Genomic DNA, 15600 nt, shown 5'->3' on the forward strand with positions numbered 1-15600 from the left:
ATCCAAACCTTTTACTGTTTTGGTTCGTTGAACCGTTTTTAAAAATGAATGTAAAAGAATTTTCAGTTCATGTGTTTCACTGTTCAGTTATCAAGGTCCCTGTCTTGCGACAGCCATATCAGATTATCACATCTTTTCTGGCTTGTCAAGAACTTTTTTCATTTTCTTGAAAATTTCTTTTTCAAGGTTTTCCAAAAGTTCCTTTTGACAGTTTCTTAAGATTACCACAAACTCAAAGTTTTGTCAAGTTTTTTTAATCCTTAATCTTAAAACCGTCAGCGGAGAAAGAGGGATTTGAACCCTCGCGCCGCTACTAACGACCTACTCCCTTTCCAGGGGAGCCCCTTCAGCCTCTTGGGTATTTCTCCTTAGCCTGATTAAAAATCTTCTATATAATATCGGAGGTCTTAAAACTCATTCTCCGAAGCGGAGAGAGTGGGATTCGAACCCACGCGCCCTTGCGGACAAACGGTTTTCAAGACCGCCTCGTTATGACCACTTCGATATCTCTCCATTGTGTCGCTCGGTCAGCGACAGGTAGTATTCTAGCATTCTCCAGCCAATCTGTCAATAGGTTTTTTTATTTTTTTTAACTTTCTTTATTTCATCCTTTTTTCCAGGATTTTCTCGGCAATTAAAAGGTCCTCTGGAGTAGTTATTTTAATGTTTTCATAGCTGCCTTCTATAAGAGGGATTTTAACATTTCCATAGAGTTCTGCCACCATAGCGTCGTCTGTAATGCTTTCCATATTATCTTTCCGTGCTTTGTCGTATGCTGCCCTGATAAGAGGATAGGAAAAGACCTGAGGCGTCTGTATTGTCCACACCAGACTCCTCTTAGGCGTCTCGGCAATCATCTGATTTTCGTCTGCTATTTTTACTGTATCTTTTGAAGGCATCCCTACAACACAGGCTTTATATTCTTTTACTGTTTTTAAAGCTCTGGCTAGAATCTCCTGGGTAATAAAGGGCCTGGCTCCATCATGTATAAATACATAGCTGCAGTCTCCACAGGCAAGAAGTCCCTGGTGGACAGAATCATACCGTTCTTTTCCTCCTGGAACTATTTTCTTTACCTTTGAAAAGCCGTAAGCTTCTACAATCTCTCGTCTGCAGAAATCTATGCTTTCTTTTCCAGTGACCAAAACAATATTCTGAATCTCCGGGCTTTCTTGGAAGCAGGCAAGGCTGTAGTAAAGTATAGGTTTCTCTTTCAGAGTAATAAACTGTTTCTGTATTTTACTGTTCATTCTCTTTCCCTGGCCTGCTGCCAGTACAATAGCTGTACAATTCATTTTATCTCTCTCCTAATTTCAGATTGGGCACAGCGTTCAAATCCCAGCCATGGCGGGTCCCTTTCTTATATTCATAATAAGCAGCGGCACCGATCATTGCTGCGTTATCTGTACATAGAATAGGAGACGGATGATAAAACTTAATATTGTTTTCTTCACAGGCCTTTTCCATAGCACATCTCAGGCCGCTGTTAGAAGCCACTCCTCCGGCTATTGCAAGCTTATCTATGTGATAGTCTCTTGCTGCTGCCATGGCATGCTCTACCAGCACCTCTACTACACACCGCTGGAAGGAAGCAGCAACATCTGCCGTTACAATCTCCTCACCCTGCATTCTACATTTATTCAGATAATTGAGCACCGCCGACTTTACTCCACTGAAGCTGAAGTCATAGGGGGCGTCCTCAATCTTGGCTTTGGGGAAATCCATGGCCTGAGGGTTCCCTTCTTTTGCCAGCTTATCTATTTTGGGACCGCCAGGATACCCCAGGCCTATAGCTCTGGCAACTTTATCAAAAGCTTCCCCGGCAGCGTCATCTCTGGTCCTGCCTAAAATCTCAAATTCACCGTAGTCCTTTACGATCACCAAATGGGTATGTCCTCCTGAAACCACAAGGCACAGGAAAGGGGGCTCCAAATCTGGATTTTCCACATAATTAGCCGCAATATGCCCTTCTATATGATGTACTCCCACCAGGGGAATATTTTTTGCAAAGCTGATAGCCTTTGCCTCAGCAACTCCTACCAAAAGAGCACCCACCAGGCCCGGTCCATAAGTAACTCCAATAGCATCCAGGTCATCCAGAGATATATTTGCTTCCTGGAGGGCTTCTTCAATTACCTGATTGATTTTTTCAATGTGCTTTCTGGATGCGATCTCAGGCACAACTCCTCCGTAAAGTTTGTGCAGATCAATCTGAGACGAAATAACATTTGATAAAACCGTCCTGCCATTTTTCACTACCGCTGCAGCGGTTTCATCACAGGAACTCTCTATTGCAAGGATCAATACTTCTTCTTTTCCCATTTTTATCTCCTCTATTCTTCCTCAAACTGCAGTTCTGTGGACTGACGGTCTCTGGCAGCAACCGTATTCGGAAATATTTTCAGTGCTTCTGGAAGAGCCTCTTCAGGCCGTACCAAAGAAGGACTATAATGCGTCAGCCACATTTCTTTTACTTGTGCTTCTCTGGCCAGAACAGCAGCCTCTTTAAATGTCATATGCTTATATGCTTTGGCTTTTTCTTCCTTATCCTGCTCTCCATACATTCCCTCGCAGATAAAAAGGTCCGCTCCCTCTGCATGCTCTGCAATAGACTTCACTGGCCGTGTGTCAGTTGTATAGGTAAGTTTTATTCCTTTTCTGGCAGGTCCCAGCACCATATCCGGAGTATAAAGAGTATCTCCTTCCGTAATGGTTTCTCCTTTCTGAAGAAGATTCCAATATTTCAGAGGAATGTTCTGGTCCTTTGCCCTCTGAGGATCAAATTTCCCCTGTCTTTTAATTTCCAGAGTATATCCATAGCAGGTAACATTGTGATTCACCTTAAAAGCCGTAATATGATACCCGAAAAACTCAAAGGTCTCTTCTGGTTTTGTCAGTTCTATACATTGAATTTCAAAAGGAAGTTCCGGAGCGATTACTCTCAGAGAAGAAACCACCCGGTTCAGTCCCCTTGGTCCTATCAAAGTCAAAGGTTCTGTCCGTTCCGCATTCCCCATGGTCAGAAGAAGTCCCGGAAGACCGCTGATGTGGTCTGCATGAAAATGGGTAAAGCAGATCACATCGATGGGCTTAAAGCTCCAGCCTTTTTCTTTTACTGCCACCTGGGTTCCCTCTCCACAGTCAATCATCAGATTACTGCCGTTATACCGGGTCATTAAGGATGTCAGTTTTCTTCTTGGAAGAGGCATCATACCTCCCGTTCCTAAAAGACATACGTCCAGCATAATCTATTCCTCGTTTCTTCCTGTAACTACTAAATATACCTATAATAGCATAGTTTTTTTTGCACTACAACAATTCCCTCTCCATATTTTTCTCAGGAGGGATCTGAAATCCTGCTGTCAGCCTGTCATAACATTCTTCACAGAGATCAAAGGTATGGCTCTCACCATCCTTTTTCGAAAAATATCCCCACTGTACCTGTCCATGGAAAACCCCTTCCTGGACTATGCCTTTTTCTATCCGGATCTTCTTTCCGCAGCAGTTGCAAAAAATCTCCTGTATCTGACGTTCGTTTTGATTTTCGTATTTTCTCATACCTTTCCTCCTCAGTATCGAAAATTTTTGCTTTTACCTGCCTTATTATACAAAAGACATTTGAGAAAACCCAGTGGGAATTAGATGAAAACTTAGCAAAAGATAGCAGCTTCTCATGTACCTTGGACTGTCTCCAGGTCTTTATGCATGAGAATCCCATCCTCTCTGGGATTTTCATAAAAATTTTTCCGGATTCCCTGGTACAAAAAGCCGCAGCTTTCATATAAATGGATTGCAGCGGCATTGCTTTTTCTGACTTCCAGGAAGAAAGAGGCAACCCCTGCCTTTCTCCCTTCTTCTTCCAGAGCTTCCATCAGGCTCCGTCCAATATGCATCCCCTGGTATTCTTTTCTGACAGAAACCTGGGTAATCTCACCCTCATCCAGAACTGTCCACATGCCGATATAGCCGGCTCTTTGTCCATCTATCAGCGCGATGAGATAAATATTTTCTTTTTTTTCCAAGGCTTCCAGAAAGCTATCTTCTTTCCATGGAGCTGAAAAATTTTCCTTCTCTACAGCCGCAGCCCAGGGAATGTCCTCCACTTTCATCTTTCGGATTTCAAGCTTCTCCATTTTTAGCCAGGCGTTTTGCCCTTTCCCTTTCTGCCTGGGATACTCTGAGATATTCCGGCTGATGTTCCTCTGGCCTTTGGGTTCTTCCTTCTTTGTAATAGACAGCCCCCAAAGCAGCTACAGCACCGGCTCTCTGCCTGTTTAGATGGGCAGGAGCAAAGGAATATGGCACCTGGCACCTTTCAGCGATCATATCTCTGAAAACAGGCACTCCGTCTCCTAAAAAAATCACCGGTCTTTCCAGACTGTTTAACTCTCTGATCAATTCATCCATAGGCAGAGCTGCCTGGTCTTTTATGGTGATGAGATTATGGTTCTCAAAAGCATAGACTCCTGTATACACCTGTTTTCTCCTGGCATCCATGATCGGGCAGACCAGAGTACCTGGAGCCGTATCATAAAGGTTGTATGCCAGAGCCTCTAAAGTTGGTACGCCAATAAGAGGCTTATTAAGAGCCAGACCCAGACCTTTTGCCGTTGCGGAACCAATACGCAGTCCGGTGAAAGACCCTGGACCTGCTGCCACTGCAATGGCATCCAGAGTTTCCAGATCAAGCTCCACAGCTTTTTTGATTTCGTCCAGCATGGGGAGAAGAGTCTGGGAATGCGTCTTTTTATAGTTCATCGTATACTCTGCCACCAGTGTATCGTCTTCCACCAGAGCTACAGAGGCCACCAGGCCTGAACTGTCCAATGCTAATATTTTCATATGGAGTTCCTCCTCTATTCCAATCCCTCTACAGTAATTTTCCGATAATCAAACCCTTTTTCAGGATTTTTCTCTATTGTTACAGAGAGCACCTGTTCCGGCAGAAGCTCTTCTATCAGCTCCGCCCATTCAATCAGGCATACTCCGTCTCCGAAAAAGTAATCGTCGTATCCGATTTCTTCCATTTCTTCAATGTCTCCGATACGATATACATCAAAGTGATAGAAAGGAAGTCTGCCTTCTTCATATTCCTGGATAATAGTAAAGGTCGGACTGTTCACCGGCTCCTGGATTCCCAGTCCGCAGGCAACTCCCTGAGTAAAAACCGTTTTTCCCACACCCAGATCTCCGTTTAAGGTATAAATCTGTCCTGGAAGTGCTTTTTCTCCTATCTGTTTTCCTAATTGAAATGTTTCTTTTGCACTGTTCGTTTCTATTATCATGAATCTATCCTCACATTGCCAGTCCACTGACGCCAAAGCAGCAGTTGGAAATTCAGGCAAACCATTCGTCCAATTATGGTCATATCAGTACCTTAGTATAGCACAGAAATTTCCGGCTTGCACCTTTTATTTTTTCCTTCTATAATACATAAGTAACCGTTTAGCCGCGGCATAGCCCCGGCCTCAAACAGATCATTCATAAAATAAAGGAGAATGCATATGGCAAACCCAATTGTAACCATTACCATGGCAAACGGCGATGTTATGAAAGCTGAATTATATCCGGAAATCGCCCCAAATACTGTCAACAATTTTATCAGTCTTGTAAAATCCGGTTTCTATGACGGCCTCAACTTTCATAGAGTTATCCGAGGCTTTATGATCCAGGGCGGCTGTCCTCAGGGCACTGGCATGGGCGGTCCCGGCTATTCTATCAAAGGCGAATTTTCTCAAAATGGATTCCCAAATGCTCTGGCCCACACACCAGGAGTTCTTTCCATGGCAAGAGCTATGCATCCAGACTCTGCCGGCAGCCAGTTTTTCATCATGCATGAAGCAGCTCCTCATCTGGACGGCTCCTATGCAGCTTTCGGAAAAGTAATCGAAGGTATGGACGTGGTAAATAAAATCGCCGAGACTCCTACAGATTACAGTGACCGTCCTATGGAAGAGCAGAAAATCCTGTCCATGACTATAGAAACTTTCGGTACAGAATATCCAGAACCTGAAAAGTGTTAAGTAATCCTATTCGGAATCTCTCAATTTTCAAAAAGGAGATATTCCCCCTGGGAAACTGCATAATACAGTTCCTTTATATCTGTGATAGAAGCCCGTCCGCTGGTGGCTTCTGTCACAGATTTTTTTATCTGCTCCTTCTCCCCTGCCGGCACCAGGATCTGCATTTTCACGGATTCTGTATACTGGCTGTCCATGATGGGCACATTACTCTGTCCAAAAAGATACTGGAGTTTTCCCACTCCATTGTAGTCTGTACCTATTTCTATCAGCACTCCATGGTTCTTCGTGATCACCCTGCTTTTGACCAGCCCCTCCTGGGCTGCTTTGGAATAGGCTCTCACCAGACCTCCGGTTCCCAGAAGGGTGCCCCCAAAGTATCTGGTTACTACCACTGCTGTATTGTAAAGCTCTTCTCCCAGGAGCACATCCAGTATGGGTTTTCCCGCAGTTCCCCCTGGTTCTCCGTCATCACTGAACCGCATGATTTCCCTCCGTTCACCTATGACATAGGCAAAACAGTTATGGGTAGCGTTCCAGTATTTCTTTCTCATTTTCTCAATAAAGCTCAGAGCTTCCTCTTCACTCTCTACAGGCCGTACTGTAGCGATAAATCGGGATTTTTTCTCCAGGATTTCTCCCTCTCCGCCTTCGTAAACCATTTTATATGTTTCCAGCATAAAATACCTCTTTTCTATATCCAACTATTTTGCATTTTAGCATACTTTCCCTGAAACAGGGAATATTTATGATGAAAAAGTGAAAATACTGTGTGTATTCTAAAGTTTCTTGAATTAGAGAACCTCATTTGTTATAATGGACGGGAAAAGGAGGCAAGACTACATGAATTTTGGAAAACGGGCTACGAATAAGAAACGTAATGCTCTGTCCTCCCGTTCAACTATGATGGGAAAGAAAGCCAATGTTTCTATTCTGCGTATCATTTTCATCTCTCTGATCGCAGTAATTGCTATTGGCGGATGTATGGGAATCGGGGCAATGAGAGGCCTTATCGACGACGCCCCTGACGTTTCAGAAATCAATATCGTTCCTGTAGGAGAGGCTACTTTTGTTTATGATGCAAACGGAGAGCAGCTTCAGAAACTGACAGCTCCGGATTCTAACCGTATGCCTGTAGAGATTGATCAGATTCCCCTGGATCTCCAGCATGCTGTGGTTGCTATCGAGGATGAACGTTTCTATGAACATAATGGTATTGATATAAGAGGTATCCTTCGCGCCGCTGTAGTAGGCATTACCAGCGGACACTTTTCAGAGGGAGCCAGTACTATCACCCAGCAGCTTATAAAAAATACGGTTTTCACTGACTGGGTAAACGAATCCACCCTGGAACGTTTCGAACGTAAATTCCAGGAATGGTATCTGGCACTGGCACTGGAAAAGCAGATAAAAGACAAGGATGTTATTTTACAGAACTATCTGAACACGATTAACCTTGGAAATGGAAATTACGGAGTTCAGGCTGCTGCCCAGGATTATTTCGGCAAAGATGTCAGTGATCTGACTCTGTCTGAGTGTACCGTTATCGCCGGCATCACGCAAAATCCTACCCGATACAATCCAGTGACCAATCCGGAAAATAATGCAGAACGCCGGCAGGAAGTCCTGGATCATATGCTTGAACAGGAATACATCACCAAGGAACAGTATGACGAGTGTCTTGCAGACAATGTGTACGAAAGGATCCAAAGTGTAGAAAAAGAAAACGAGAGTCAGGATACCACCTACAGCTACTTTATTGACGAGCTGACTGAGCAGGTCATCCAGGATCTTCAGGACAAGCGGGGCTATACAGAACAGCAGGCTTATAACGCCCTTTGGAGCGGCGGATTAAGAATCTACACAACTCAGGACCCTGCTATCCAACAGATTTGTGATGAAGAATACAGTGACCCAGATAATTTTCCTGCTGGAAGTCAGGTAGAACTGGATTATGCTCTTACCGTAAAGCATGCTAACGGAGAAGAGGAAAATTACAGCAAAGAAATGTTAGAACAGTACTTCATTGAGAATGAAAGTTCTGACTTTACCCTTTTATTTGACAGTGAGGAAAGTGCCCAGGCTCATATTGATGCCTATAAAGCAGCTATTCTGACAGAGGGCGATGAGGTAGTGGCAGAAACTGTCCATTTCACTCCTCAGCCTCAGTCATCTCTGACTATCATTGACCAGCATACTGGATATGTAAAAGCAATTGTAGGAGGCAGAGGCGAGAAATCCGCCAGCCTGAGTCTTAACCGGGCAACAAATACCAACAGGCAGCCGGGTTCTACCTTCAAGCCTTTGGCTGCTTATGCAGCAGCTCTCAATGAAGGAGGCATGTCACTGGCTACCACCTTTGAGGACGAGCCTTTTACCTATGACAATGGAGAACCTCTTTACAACGCTGACAGGCAGTATCACGGAACAGTTACCATGCGGGAAGCCATTGTACATTCTTACAACATACCTGCTGTAAAATGTATGATTGAGATAACCCCAGAATTAGGAATTGAATATCTGGAAAAATTCGGGTTCACTTCTCTTATTACTGAACCTACAGAAATTAACGGAAGCATCTACACGGATGTAAATGCAGCCACAGCTATTGGCGGTATCACCCAGGGTGTAAGCAATCTGGAACTTACTGCTGCCTATGCTGCAATTGCCAACAATGGTACTTATATCAAACCGGTATTCTATACAAAAATACTGGATTCTGACGGAAATGTGATCATTGACAATACTGCTGAAAAGACTACTGTGATCAAGCCCAGCACTGCATATCTTCTCACAAATGTTTTGGAAGATGTTATTACAGAAGGCACCGGTACTAGAGTGCAGTTTGACGGTATGCATCTGGCAGGTAAAACCGGTACCACAGATGATTACCGGGATCTTTGGTTCTGCGGATTTTCTCCTTATTATACCTGTTCTGTATGGGCAGGCTATGATGACAACTCGGTTCTTCCTCAGGGAACATACCGCACCTATCAGCAGACCTTATGGCGGAATATTATGGAAAGGATCCATGCAGATCTTCCTGATACAGAGTTTAAGATGCCTTCTACTGTAGAGGAAGCATCCATCTGTACAAGCACAGGCCTTCTGGCAACCTCAAGCTGTAATGCTGTAACGGAATATTTTGATACAGAACAGCTACCTACTCAGTACTGCTCCGGCCATTATACTTACAGCTATAGTTATGATTACAGTTCCAGTTATTCTGAAGATTCTTCTTCAGATGAGGGAAGCTCAGAGGACAGTGAAACAACTGTAGAAGAGCCTACACCAGAAACTCCAGTAGAAGTTCCTGAAGAAACCCAGCCAGAGGTAACTACTCCTGCTGAGGAAACTACTGAGACCCCTCCTGCTGATGCCGGAGGCGGAGAAACGCCAGCGGACACCGGAGAAGTAATACAATAGCTATTTTAAAAATATAGAATTCAACGTATCCAAAAAATACCTGCTGTCAGGCAGATGGATGTTTCCATTCCCCTTAGACAGCAGGTATTTTATATTCTATTTTTATTCACTTAAAACAAGTTTTGCGGCTCCGTATACTCCTGCGTCATTTCCCAGAATTGCCAGACGGATGGGTGTCTCTTTGCAGGCAGTAAATGCATAATTTTTATAATACTTTTCTACACAGTCAATAAGAGGCTCTCCAGCTTTGGAAACACCGCCTCCCAGAACAATCACATCGGGGTCTGTCACACAGGTAAAAGCAGCCAAAGCTCTGCCCATGTATTCAGAAAACTCTTCTACTACCTCAGCTGCCAGCTCATCGCCTTCTTTATAGGCATCAAATACATCTTTCGCATTTACGCTTGGACAATATCTGAGGGAAGATGATTTATTGGTATTATCCATAGCCTTTCTGGCCAGACGGGCAATTCCTGTTGCAGAAGCGTACTGCTCCAGGCATCCTTTGTTTCCACAGTTACAGGGGATTGATTCCTCTGGATTTACCGGTGCATGTCCGATTTCCCCTCCCGCGCCATGAGCGCCGGTAACAATCTTTTCATTGATGATGATTCCACCGCCTACGCCAGTTCCTAAAGTAACCAGTATCAGGTTTTTAGCTCCCTGCCCACCGCCTTTCCACATTTCACCAAGGGCAGCTACGTTGGCGTCGTTTCCTGCTTTTACTTTAAGACCGGTCATATCTCCCAGCTCTTTTTCGATATTTTTTCTTCCCCAGTGAAGATTTACTGCACAGGCAATTTCTCCACTTTCTTCTACAGGACCTGGCAGGCCAATGCCGATTCCCCATACCAGAGACTTATCCAGTCCTTTTTCCTTCATCTTTGCCAGCACAGTATCTGCAATATCCGGCAGGATCCGTTCTCCCTGGTTCTCTACGTGAGTCTTGATCTCCCACTTTTCAATCATGTCCCCATTATTTTCAAAGAGTGCGCACTTAACTGTAGTGCCTCCTACATCAATTCCAAAACAGTATTTCTTTTCCACTGTTACTCATCTCCCTCTTCTCTTTTCTTCTCCATGTTCTCCTGAACACGTCTGTATAATTCCTGAGCAGCATTATATCCCATCTTTTTCTGTCTATGATTAACAGCCGCAGACTCTACAATAACTGCCAAATTACGTCCTGGACGGATAGGAAGAGAATGGCATACAACCTTATTTCCGAGGAATTCTGTATATTCTTCTTCCATTCCAAGACGGTCATATTCCTTATCCCTGTTCCACTCTTCCAGCTTGATCACCAGATCAATGGACTGTGTGTTCTTTACACTTTCCACACCGAAAAGAGTCTTTACATCTATGATTCCAATACCTCTCAGTTCAATAAAATGCCGGGTGATATCAGGAGCGGAACCTACCAGCGTTACATCGCTGACACGACGTATCTCCACAACATCATCGCTGACAAGACGATGTCCTCTCTTAATCAGTTCCAAAGCGGCCTCACTCTTTCCGATGCCGCTCTCGCCCATGATCAGCACGCCTTCACCGTATACATCCACCAAAACGCCATGGATGGAAATGCAAGGTGCAAGCTGCACACCAAGCCAGCGGATAATTTCAGCCATGAAAGCAGAAGTAGTATTTCTGGTCACCAGGATCGGCACATCATATTTATGGGCCAAATTCAGCATATCCTCATCAGGTTCTGTCATGGTAGTAAACACCACGCATGGAATCTTGCTGGAAACAAAGCGTTCAAAAGCTTTCACCTTCTCCTCTCTTTCCAGATGCAAAAGGTAGGTATACTCTACATAACCAATGATCTGGACCCGTTCATTGGCAAAATGCTCCAGATATCCTGTAAGCTGCAGAGCCGGACGGTTAATCTCCGGTGTGTTAATCCTTTTGGCAGATATGTCAATATCCGGTGTTTTATTATACAGGTTCAGTTCCTGTATCATCTTTTTTAGTTCTACACCTTTCATGTCTCTCTCTCCTTCAGTTTATCTTAAAAATCTATTCCTATTTTATCATATGGTATGCACAAGTTCAACAATCCTCTGGAAGTTTAGTTTCCCCTTTATGAAAAAACTCATACACTTCTGCAGCCGACTTTTCATTCATAGAATCCACTGCGGCCAGTTCTTCCCGGGAGGCATCCCGGATTCCCTCAAGTCCCTTAAAATGCTTCATCAGAGCCTTTCTTCTGGCAGGTCCGATGCCGGGAATATCATCCAGTACAGAGTGTACCTGTCCTTTGCTTCTCAGAGAACGGTGATATTCTATGGCAAACCTGTGGGCCTCATCCTGAATCCTTGTAATGAGTTTAAAACCTTCACTGTCTCTGCTTATGGGGATTTCCACGTTATTATAATACAGGCCTCTGGTCCTGTGGTGGTCATCTTTCACCATGCCGCATACAGGTATATTCAGATTCAGCTTCTGAAGCACTTCCAAAGCAATATTCACCTGGCCTCTGCCTCCGTCCATCATCAGCAGATCCGGAAATCTGGTAAAGCTTCCATAGGCATCCTCCAGATTCTCTGTCTTTCTCTCCTCCTGCTCATCCAGTCCATGGACAAATCTTCTGGTAAGAACCTCTTCCATGCTTGCGTAATCGTTTGGTCCTTTCACCCACTTAATTCTAAATTTCCGGTAGTCGCTTTTCTTAGGCTTCCCTTTCTCATAGACCACCATGGAACCTACAGACTGAAAGCCGCTGATGTTGGAAATATCGAAGGCTTCAATCCGGTTCACTTCTTTCAGCCCAAGAAGCTCTGCTATCTCCTTCACTGCTCCTATGGTTCGGCCTTCTTCTCTCTTAATCCGCTCCCGGTCCCTCTGAAGAACCATCTGGGCGTTCTGATAAGCCAGCTCCACCAGTTTTTCCTTAGTCCCCTTTTTAGGAACGGCAATCCTCACTTTCTGTCCCTTTTTCTTTTCCAGCCATTGGCTGATCAGTTCCAGGTCTTCCACTTCTTCCTGGAGCATGATTTCTTTTGGAATAAAGGGAGTCCCTGCATAAAACTGTTTCAGGAAACTGGATAAGACTCCTTTTCTATCGTCTCCAGGGGCAATCTTCATATAAAAATGGTCCCGTCCAATGAGTTTTCCATCCCGGACAAAAAATACCTGTGTCACTGCATCTTCCCCCTCCATGGCAGCAGCTATGATATCTTTGTCCTCTTTGTGCTGATCTGTAATCTTCTGACGTTCTCCAATCTTCTCCACGCTCTGTATCAGATCACGATACTGTGCTGCTTCTTCAAAATCCATTTTTTCTGAAGCAGAAAGCATTTTTTGCCGCAGCTCCTTGAGAATCTCTTTGTGATTGCCATTCAGAAAATCCAGCAGACCTTCTACCTGCTTTTTATAGTCTTCCTGGGAAATATAGCCCTGGCAGGGAGCATTGCACTGCTTAATGTGATAATACAGGCAGGGCCGCTCTTTCCCAATATCTTTCGGAAGACTGCGGCTGCAGGAACGGAGATGATAGAGTTTTCTAGTCAGCTCAATTACATCCTTTACTGCTCCGCCGCTGGTATAAGGGCCAAAATACCGTGACTTATCTTTTTTCATTTTTCTGGCCATCATAATTCTTGGAAAAGCCTCTCCCACTGTCACTTTTATAAAAGGATAGTTTTTGTCATCCTTCAGCATAGTATTATACTTTGGTCGGTGTTCCTTGATCAGATTAGACTCCAGCACCAGGGCCTCCAGCTCAGAGTCTGTGATGATATACTCGAACCTGGCAATCTGTTCCACCATCTGCTCTTTTTTTATGCCCAGATTCCTGCTTTTCTGAAAATACTGCCGCACCCGGTTTTTCAGGCTGATCGCCTTGCCCACATAAATTATGGCGTCTTTATCGTCATGCATGATATACACTCCCGGACGTGCAGGAAGTTTCTTCAGCTCTTCTTCTATGTCAAACATGCCACTCTACCTTTCCTGTTCTTTCAACGAAAAAAGAACTGCTACATTAAGCTTTCTTCAGCATATCCATTTAATGCAGCAGTTCCTTATTCTGTAATTTACTCCTGGTCACTTCCAGAAGAATTTTCCTCTTCTTTTGTATTCTGAGAAAGGGGCTGGATATCTTCCTTCTTTTCTGTCTGAGTGTTGTCGCTGATCCGCGGTTCTTTATCAGACTCTTTCATCCCCTTTGCCTCATGGAAAATTTTCATAAATTCCTTGCCGGTAATGGTCTCTTTCTCAATAAGAAAAGCAGCAATCTTATCCATAACATCTCTGTTCTCACTGAGAAGACGTTTTGCCTCGTCATAGGATTTTTTCAGAAGCTTCATGACTTCATGATCGATTTCTGTAGCTGTAGCATCGCCGCAGTTCAGCATTGCCCGTCCATCCAGGTACTGGTTCTGAGTCTCTGCCAGTCCCATAAGACCGAATCTGTCAGACATACCATACTGTGTGATCATGGCTCTTGCCACCTTAGTAGCCTGTTCAATATCATTTGCAGCTCCTGTAGTCACCGTATCAAATACGATTTCTTCTGCTGCACGGCCTCCCAGATAACCTACCAGCATGGCTTCCAGCTCTTTCCTGGTATTCAGATATTTTTCTTCTTCCGGCACATGCATTACATATCCCAAAGCCCCCATGGTCCTTGGCACAATGGTAATCTTCTGTACCGGTTCAGAATCTTTCTGAAGAGCACTTACCAGCGCATGTCCAACTTCGTGATAGGATACAATCTTCCTCTCTTCGGAGCTTAAGATCCTGTCCTTCTTCTCCTTACCTACCAGGACCACTTCTACGGCCTCCAGCAGGTCTTTCTGAGACACTGCCTGTCTCCCATGCTTAACGGCCAGAATAGCTGCCTCATTGATCATATTTGCAAGGTCAGAGCCCACTGCACCGGATGTAGCCAGAGCGATAGCATCCAAATCTACAGTCTCGTCCAGAGAAACATTTTTCGCATGAACTTTCAGGATGTTTACACGTCCCTTCAGATCCGGACGGTCTACAATAATACGCCTGTCAAAACGTCCCGGACGAAGCAGTGCAGGGTCCAGAACTTCCGGACGGTTGGTTGCAGCAAGGATCAGAAGTCCCTTGGAAGAATCAAATCCATCCATTTCCGCCAGAAGCTGGTTCAGAGTCTGTTCTCTCTCGTCATTCCCTCCGTAGCGGGAATCACGGGTTTTTCCAATAGCATCTACCTCATCAATAAAGATAATACATGGGGCATTTTTCTTTGCCTCTTCAAAAAGATCCCTTACACGGGAGGCTCCCACACCTACAAACATCTCTACAAAGTCAGAACCTGACAAAGAGAAGAAAGGGACATGGGCCTCACCGGCCACTGCTTTTGCCAGAAGAGTTTTTCCTGTTCCCGGAGGTCCTACAAGAAGGGCTCCTTTGGGAAGCTTGGCTCCAATAGCTGCATACTTTCCAGGATTGTGGAGAAAATCCACTACTTCCTGAAGAGATTCTTTTGCCTCATCCTCACCGGCTACGTCTTTAAAGGTAACTCCTGTTTCCTTCTGGACATAAGCTTTTGCTTTGCTCTTGCCTACGCCGCCCATCATTCCTCCGCCTTTGTTCATGCGGCGGAACAGCCAGCTCAGCAGTCCTACCATAATGATCACCGGAAGGATAATGCTCAGCAGACTATAAATAATACTGGAAGTCATATCCGGAGGCTCTTTGGAAAAATTATCCACTCCTGCATCTTCCAGACGCTGGGTCAGTTCACTTTCATCCTCCATCAGAGTGGTATAAATCTCCGTTGTTCCTGCCATAGACCGCTGGGTCTTGGGAGTAATGGTAAGGGTATCTGATCTTAAAACTACGCTTTCTACCTCTCCGTTTTCCAGCATCTCTATAAACTCACTGTAAGATATTTCACTGGTCATGTTGCGGGTCATTCTGCTTAAAAGGTTTATGCAGACCAGACTTATCATAATACAGATCAGGAGTACCAGAAGAGACTGTCTATTTTTGGGTCCGTCATTTTTCGGCTCATTGTTCTGATTTTGATTCATCTCATTCCTCCTCACATTATCTTTTATATTATAAAGATTTCTGCTTTATAAAGTCAATATGAACATGATGAAAAAGAGAACACATTTCTTAAACTTTTGTAAATTTCTGTTGAATGTAAACAAAATAAAATATTTTTTCT

General features: G+C 44.3%; 14 protein-coding genes and 2 tRNA genes. 2 read left to right on the forward strand and 14 right to left on the reverse strand.

Annotated features, from left to right (window positions below):
- Nucleotides 1–279 precede the first annotated feature (279 nt).
- The 9 genes from B5G33_RS14715 to tsaE form a co-directional block, all read right to left on the reverse strand.
- Nucleotides 280–368 (reverse strand) — tRNA-Ser (locus B5G33_RS14715).
- Nucleotides 369–427: 59 nt separating this feature from the next.
- Nucleotides 428–513: transfer RNA gene (locus B5G33_RS14720), tRNA-Ser, on the reverse strand.
- Between the two features lie 86 nt (nucleotides 514–599).
- Nucleotides 600–1295 (reverse strand): 2-C-methyl-D-erythritol 4-phosphate cytidylyltransferase, encoded by a 696-nt coding sequence (gene ispD / locus B5G33_RS14725; protein ID WP_087418186.1) that lies wholly within the window; start codon nucleotides 1293–1295, stop codon nucleotides 600–602.
- A gap of 1 nt (nucleotide 1296) precedes the next feature.
- The gene (tsaD, locus tag B5G33_RS14730; protein WP_087272814.1) at nucleotides 1297–2322 is read right to left on the reverse strand and encodes a tRNA (adenosine(37)-N6)-threonylcarbamoyltransferase complex transferase subunit TsaD; all 1026 of its coding nucleotides are present in this window, start codon (nucleotides 2320–2322) and stop codon (nucleotides 1297–1299) included.
- A gap of 11 nt (nucleotides 2323–2333) precedes the next feature.
- On the reverse strand, nucleotides 2334–3245 hold the full coding sequence (locus B5G33_RS14735) for a ribonuclease Z (RefSeq protein ID WP_087272817.1): 912 nt from the start codon (nucleotides 3243–3245) through the stop codon (nucleotides 2334–2336).
- Between the two features lie 64 nt (nucleotides 3246–3309).
- Nucleotides 3310–3558: a hypothetical protein gene (locus tag B5G33_RS14740; protein WP_087418187.1), complete on the reverse strand. Its 249-nt coding sequence runs from the start codon at nucleotides 3556–3558 to the stop codon at nucleotides 3310–3312.
- Between the two features lie 113 nt (nucleotides 3559–3671).
- A complete protein-coding gene (gene rimI, locus B5G33_RS14745) occupies nucleotides 3672–4133 on the reverse strand; it encodes a ribosomal protein S18-alanine N-acetyltransferase (protein ID WP_087418188.1) in 462 nt (153 codons plus the stop codon).
- Nucleotides 4120–4842, reverse strand: coding sequence for a tRNA (adenosine(37)-N6)-threonylcarbamoyltransferase complex dimerization subunit type 1 TsaB (gene tsaB, locus B5G33_RS14750; protein ID WP_087272826.1), 723 nt, complete (start codon nucleotides 4840–4842; stop codon nucleotides 4120–4122). The genes rimI and tsaB overlap by 14 nt, the downstream gene beginning before the upstream one ends.
- Before the next feature lie 14 nt (nucleotides 4843–4856).
- Nucleotides 4857–5285 carry a tRNA (adenosine(37)-N6)-threonylcarbamoyltransferase complex ATPase subunit type 1 TsaE gene (tsaE, locus tag B5G33_RS14755; protein WP_087418189.1) on the reverse strand — a complete coding sequence of 143 codons (429 nt, stop codon included), beginning with the start codon at nucleotides 5283–5285 and terminating at the stop codon, nucleotides 4857–4859.
- Nucleotides 5286–5504: 219 nt separating this feature from the next.
- Here tsaE and B5G33_RS14760 point away from each other — a divergent pair, with 219 nt between their 5' ends.
- Nucleotides 5505–6023, forward strand: coding sequence for a peptidylprolyl isomerase (locus B5G33_RS14760; protein ID WP_087272832.1), 519 nt, complete (start codon nucleotides 5505–5507; stop codon nucleotides 6021–6023).
- Between the two features lie 20 nt (nucleotides 6024–6043).
- On the opposite strand, the gene B5G33_RS14765 is transcribed toward B5G33_RS14760, so the two are convergent.
- Nucleotides 6044–6700: a YigZ family protein gene (locus B5G33_RS14765; RefSeq protein ID WP_087272835.1), complete on the reverse strand. Its 657-nt coding sequence runs from the start codon at nucleotides 6698–6700 to the stop codon at nucleotides 6044–6046.
- 163 nt (nucleotides 6701–6863) lie between these two features.
- Between B5G33_RS14765 and B5G33_RS14770 the strand changes: the two genes are divergently transcribed.
- Entirely contained in the window at nucleotides 6864–9446 is a 2583-nt protein-coding gene (locus tag B5G33_RS14770; RefSeq protein WP_087418190.1) for a transglycosylase domain-containing protein, read from the forward strand.
- A gap of 102 nt (nucleotides 9447–9548) precedes the next feature.
- Here the strand turns inward: B5G33_RS14770 and B5G33_RS14775 are convergent, their stop codons facing one another.
- From B5G33_RS14775 to ftsH, 4 genes are all read right to left on the reverse strand, one after another.
- Nucleotides 9549–10493 carry an ROK family glucokinase gene (locus B5G33_RS14775; protein ID WP_087418191.1) on the reverse strand — a complete coding sequence of 315 codons (945 nt, stop codon included), beginning with the start codon at nucleotides 10491–10493 and terminating at the stop codon, nucleotides 9549–9551.
- Nucleotides 10494–10495: 2 nt separating this feature from the next.
- Nucleotides 10496–11437, reverse strand: coding sequence for an HPr(Ser) kinase/phosphatase (hprK, locus tag B5G33_RS14780; RefSeq protein ID WP_087272841.1), 942 nt, complete (start codon nucleotides 11435–11437; stop codon nucleotides 10496–10498).
- A gap of 64 nt (nucleotides 11438–11501) precedes the next feature.
- Nucleotides 11502–13388, reverse strand: a complete 1887-nt coding sequence (uvrC, locus tag B5G33_RS14785) for an excinuclease ABC subunit UvrC (RefSeq protein ID WP_087272844.1) — start codon at nucleotides 13386–13388, stop codon at nucleotides 11502–11504.
- A gap of 98 nt (nucleotides 13389–13486) precedes the next feature.
- Complete coding sequence (gene ftsH, locus B5G33_RS14790; RefSeq protein ID WP_087272847.1) at nucleotides 13487–15460, reverse strand: ATP-dependent zinc metalloprotease FtsH; 1974 nt, start codon at nucleotides 15458–15460, stop codon at nucleotides 13487–13489.
- Nucleotides 15461–15600: the final 140 nt, after the last annotated feature.

Source organism: Blautia sp. An81 (genome assembly GCF_002161285.1).
Lineage (GTDB): Bacteria > Bacillota > Clostridia > Lachnospirales > Lachnospiraceae > Blautia > Blautia ornithocaccae.

Excerpts from the sequence above, each read along its gene's own strand:
- ispD (WP_087418186.1), bottom strand. The coding sequence starts at position 1,295 with ATGAATTGTACAGCTATTGTACTGGCAGCAGGCCAGGGAAAGAGAATG.
- tsaD (WP_087272814.1), bottom strand. The coding sequence starts at position 2,322 with ATGGGAAAAGAAGAAGTATTGATCCTTGCAATAGAGAGTTCCTGTGAT.
- B5G33_RS14735 (WP_087272817.1), bottom strand. The coding sequence starts at position 3,245 with ATGCTGGACGTATGTCTTTTAGGAACGGGAGGTATGATGCCTCTTCCA.
- B5G33_RS14740 (WP_087418187.1), bottom strand. The coding sequence starts at position 3,558 with ATGAGAAAATACGAAAATCAAAACGAACGTCAGATACAGGAGATTTTT.
- rimI (WP_087418188.1), bottom strand. The coding sequence starts at position 4,133 with ATGGAGAAGCTTGAAATCCGAAAGATGAAAGTGGAGGACATTCCCTGG.
- tsaB (WP_087272826.1), bottom strand. The coding sequence starts at position 4,842 with ATGAAAATATTAGCATTGGACAGTTCAGGCCTGGTGGCCTCTGTAGCT.
- tsaE (WP_087418189.1), bottom strand. The coding sequence starts at position 5,285 with ATGATAATAGAAACGAACAGTGCAAAAGAAACATTTCAATTAGGAAAA.
- B5G33_RS14760 (WP_087272832.1), top strand. The coding sequence starts at position 5,505 with ATGGCAAACCCAATTGTAACCATTACCATGGCAAACGGCGATGTTATG.
- B5G33_RS14765 (WP_087272835.1), bottom strand. The coding sequence starts at position 6,700 with ATGCTGGAAACATATAAAATGGTTTACGAAGGCGGAGAGGGAGAAATC.
- B5G33_RS14770 (WP_087418190.1), top strand. The coding sequence starts at position 6,864 with ATGAATTTTGGAAAACGGGCTACGAATAAGAAACGTAATGCTCTGTCC.
- hprK (WP_087272841.1), bottom strand. The coding sequence starts at position 11,437 with ATGAAAGGTGTAGAACTAAAAAAGATGATACAGGAACTGAACCTGTAT.
- uvrC (WP_087272844.1), bottom strand. The coding sequence starts at position 13,388 with ATGTTTGACATAGAAGAAGAGCTGAAGAAACTTCCTGCACGTCCGGGA.
- ftsH (WP_087272847.1), bottom strand. The coding sequence starts at position 15,460 with ATGAATCAAAATCAGAACAATGAGCCGAAAAATGACGGACCCAAAAAT.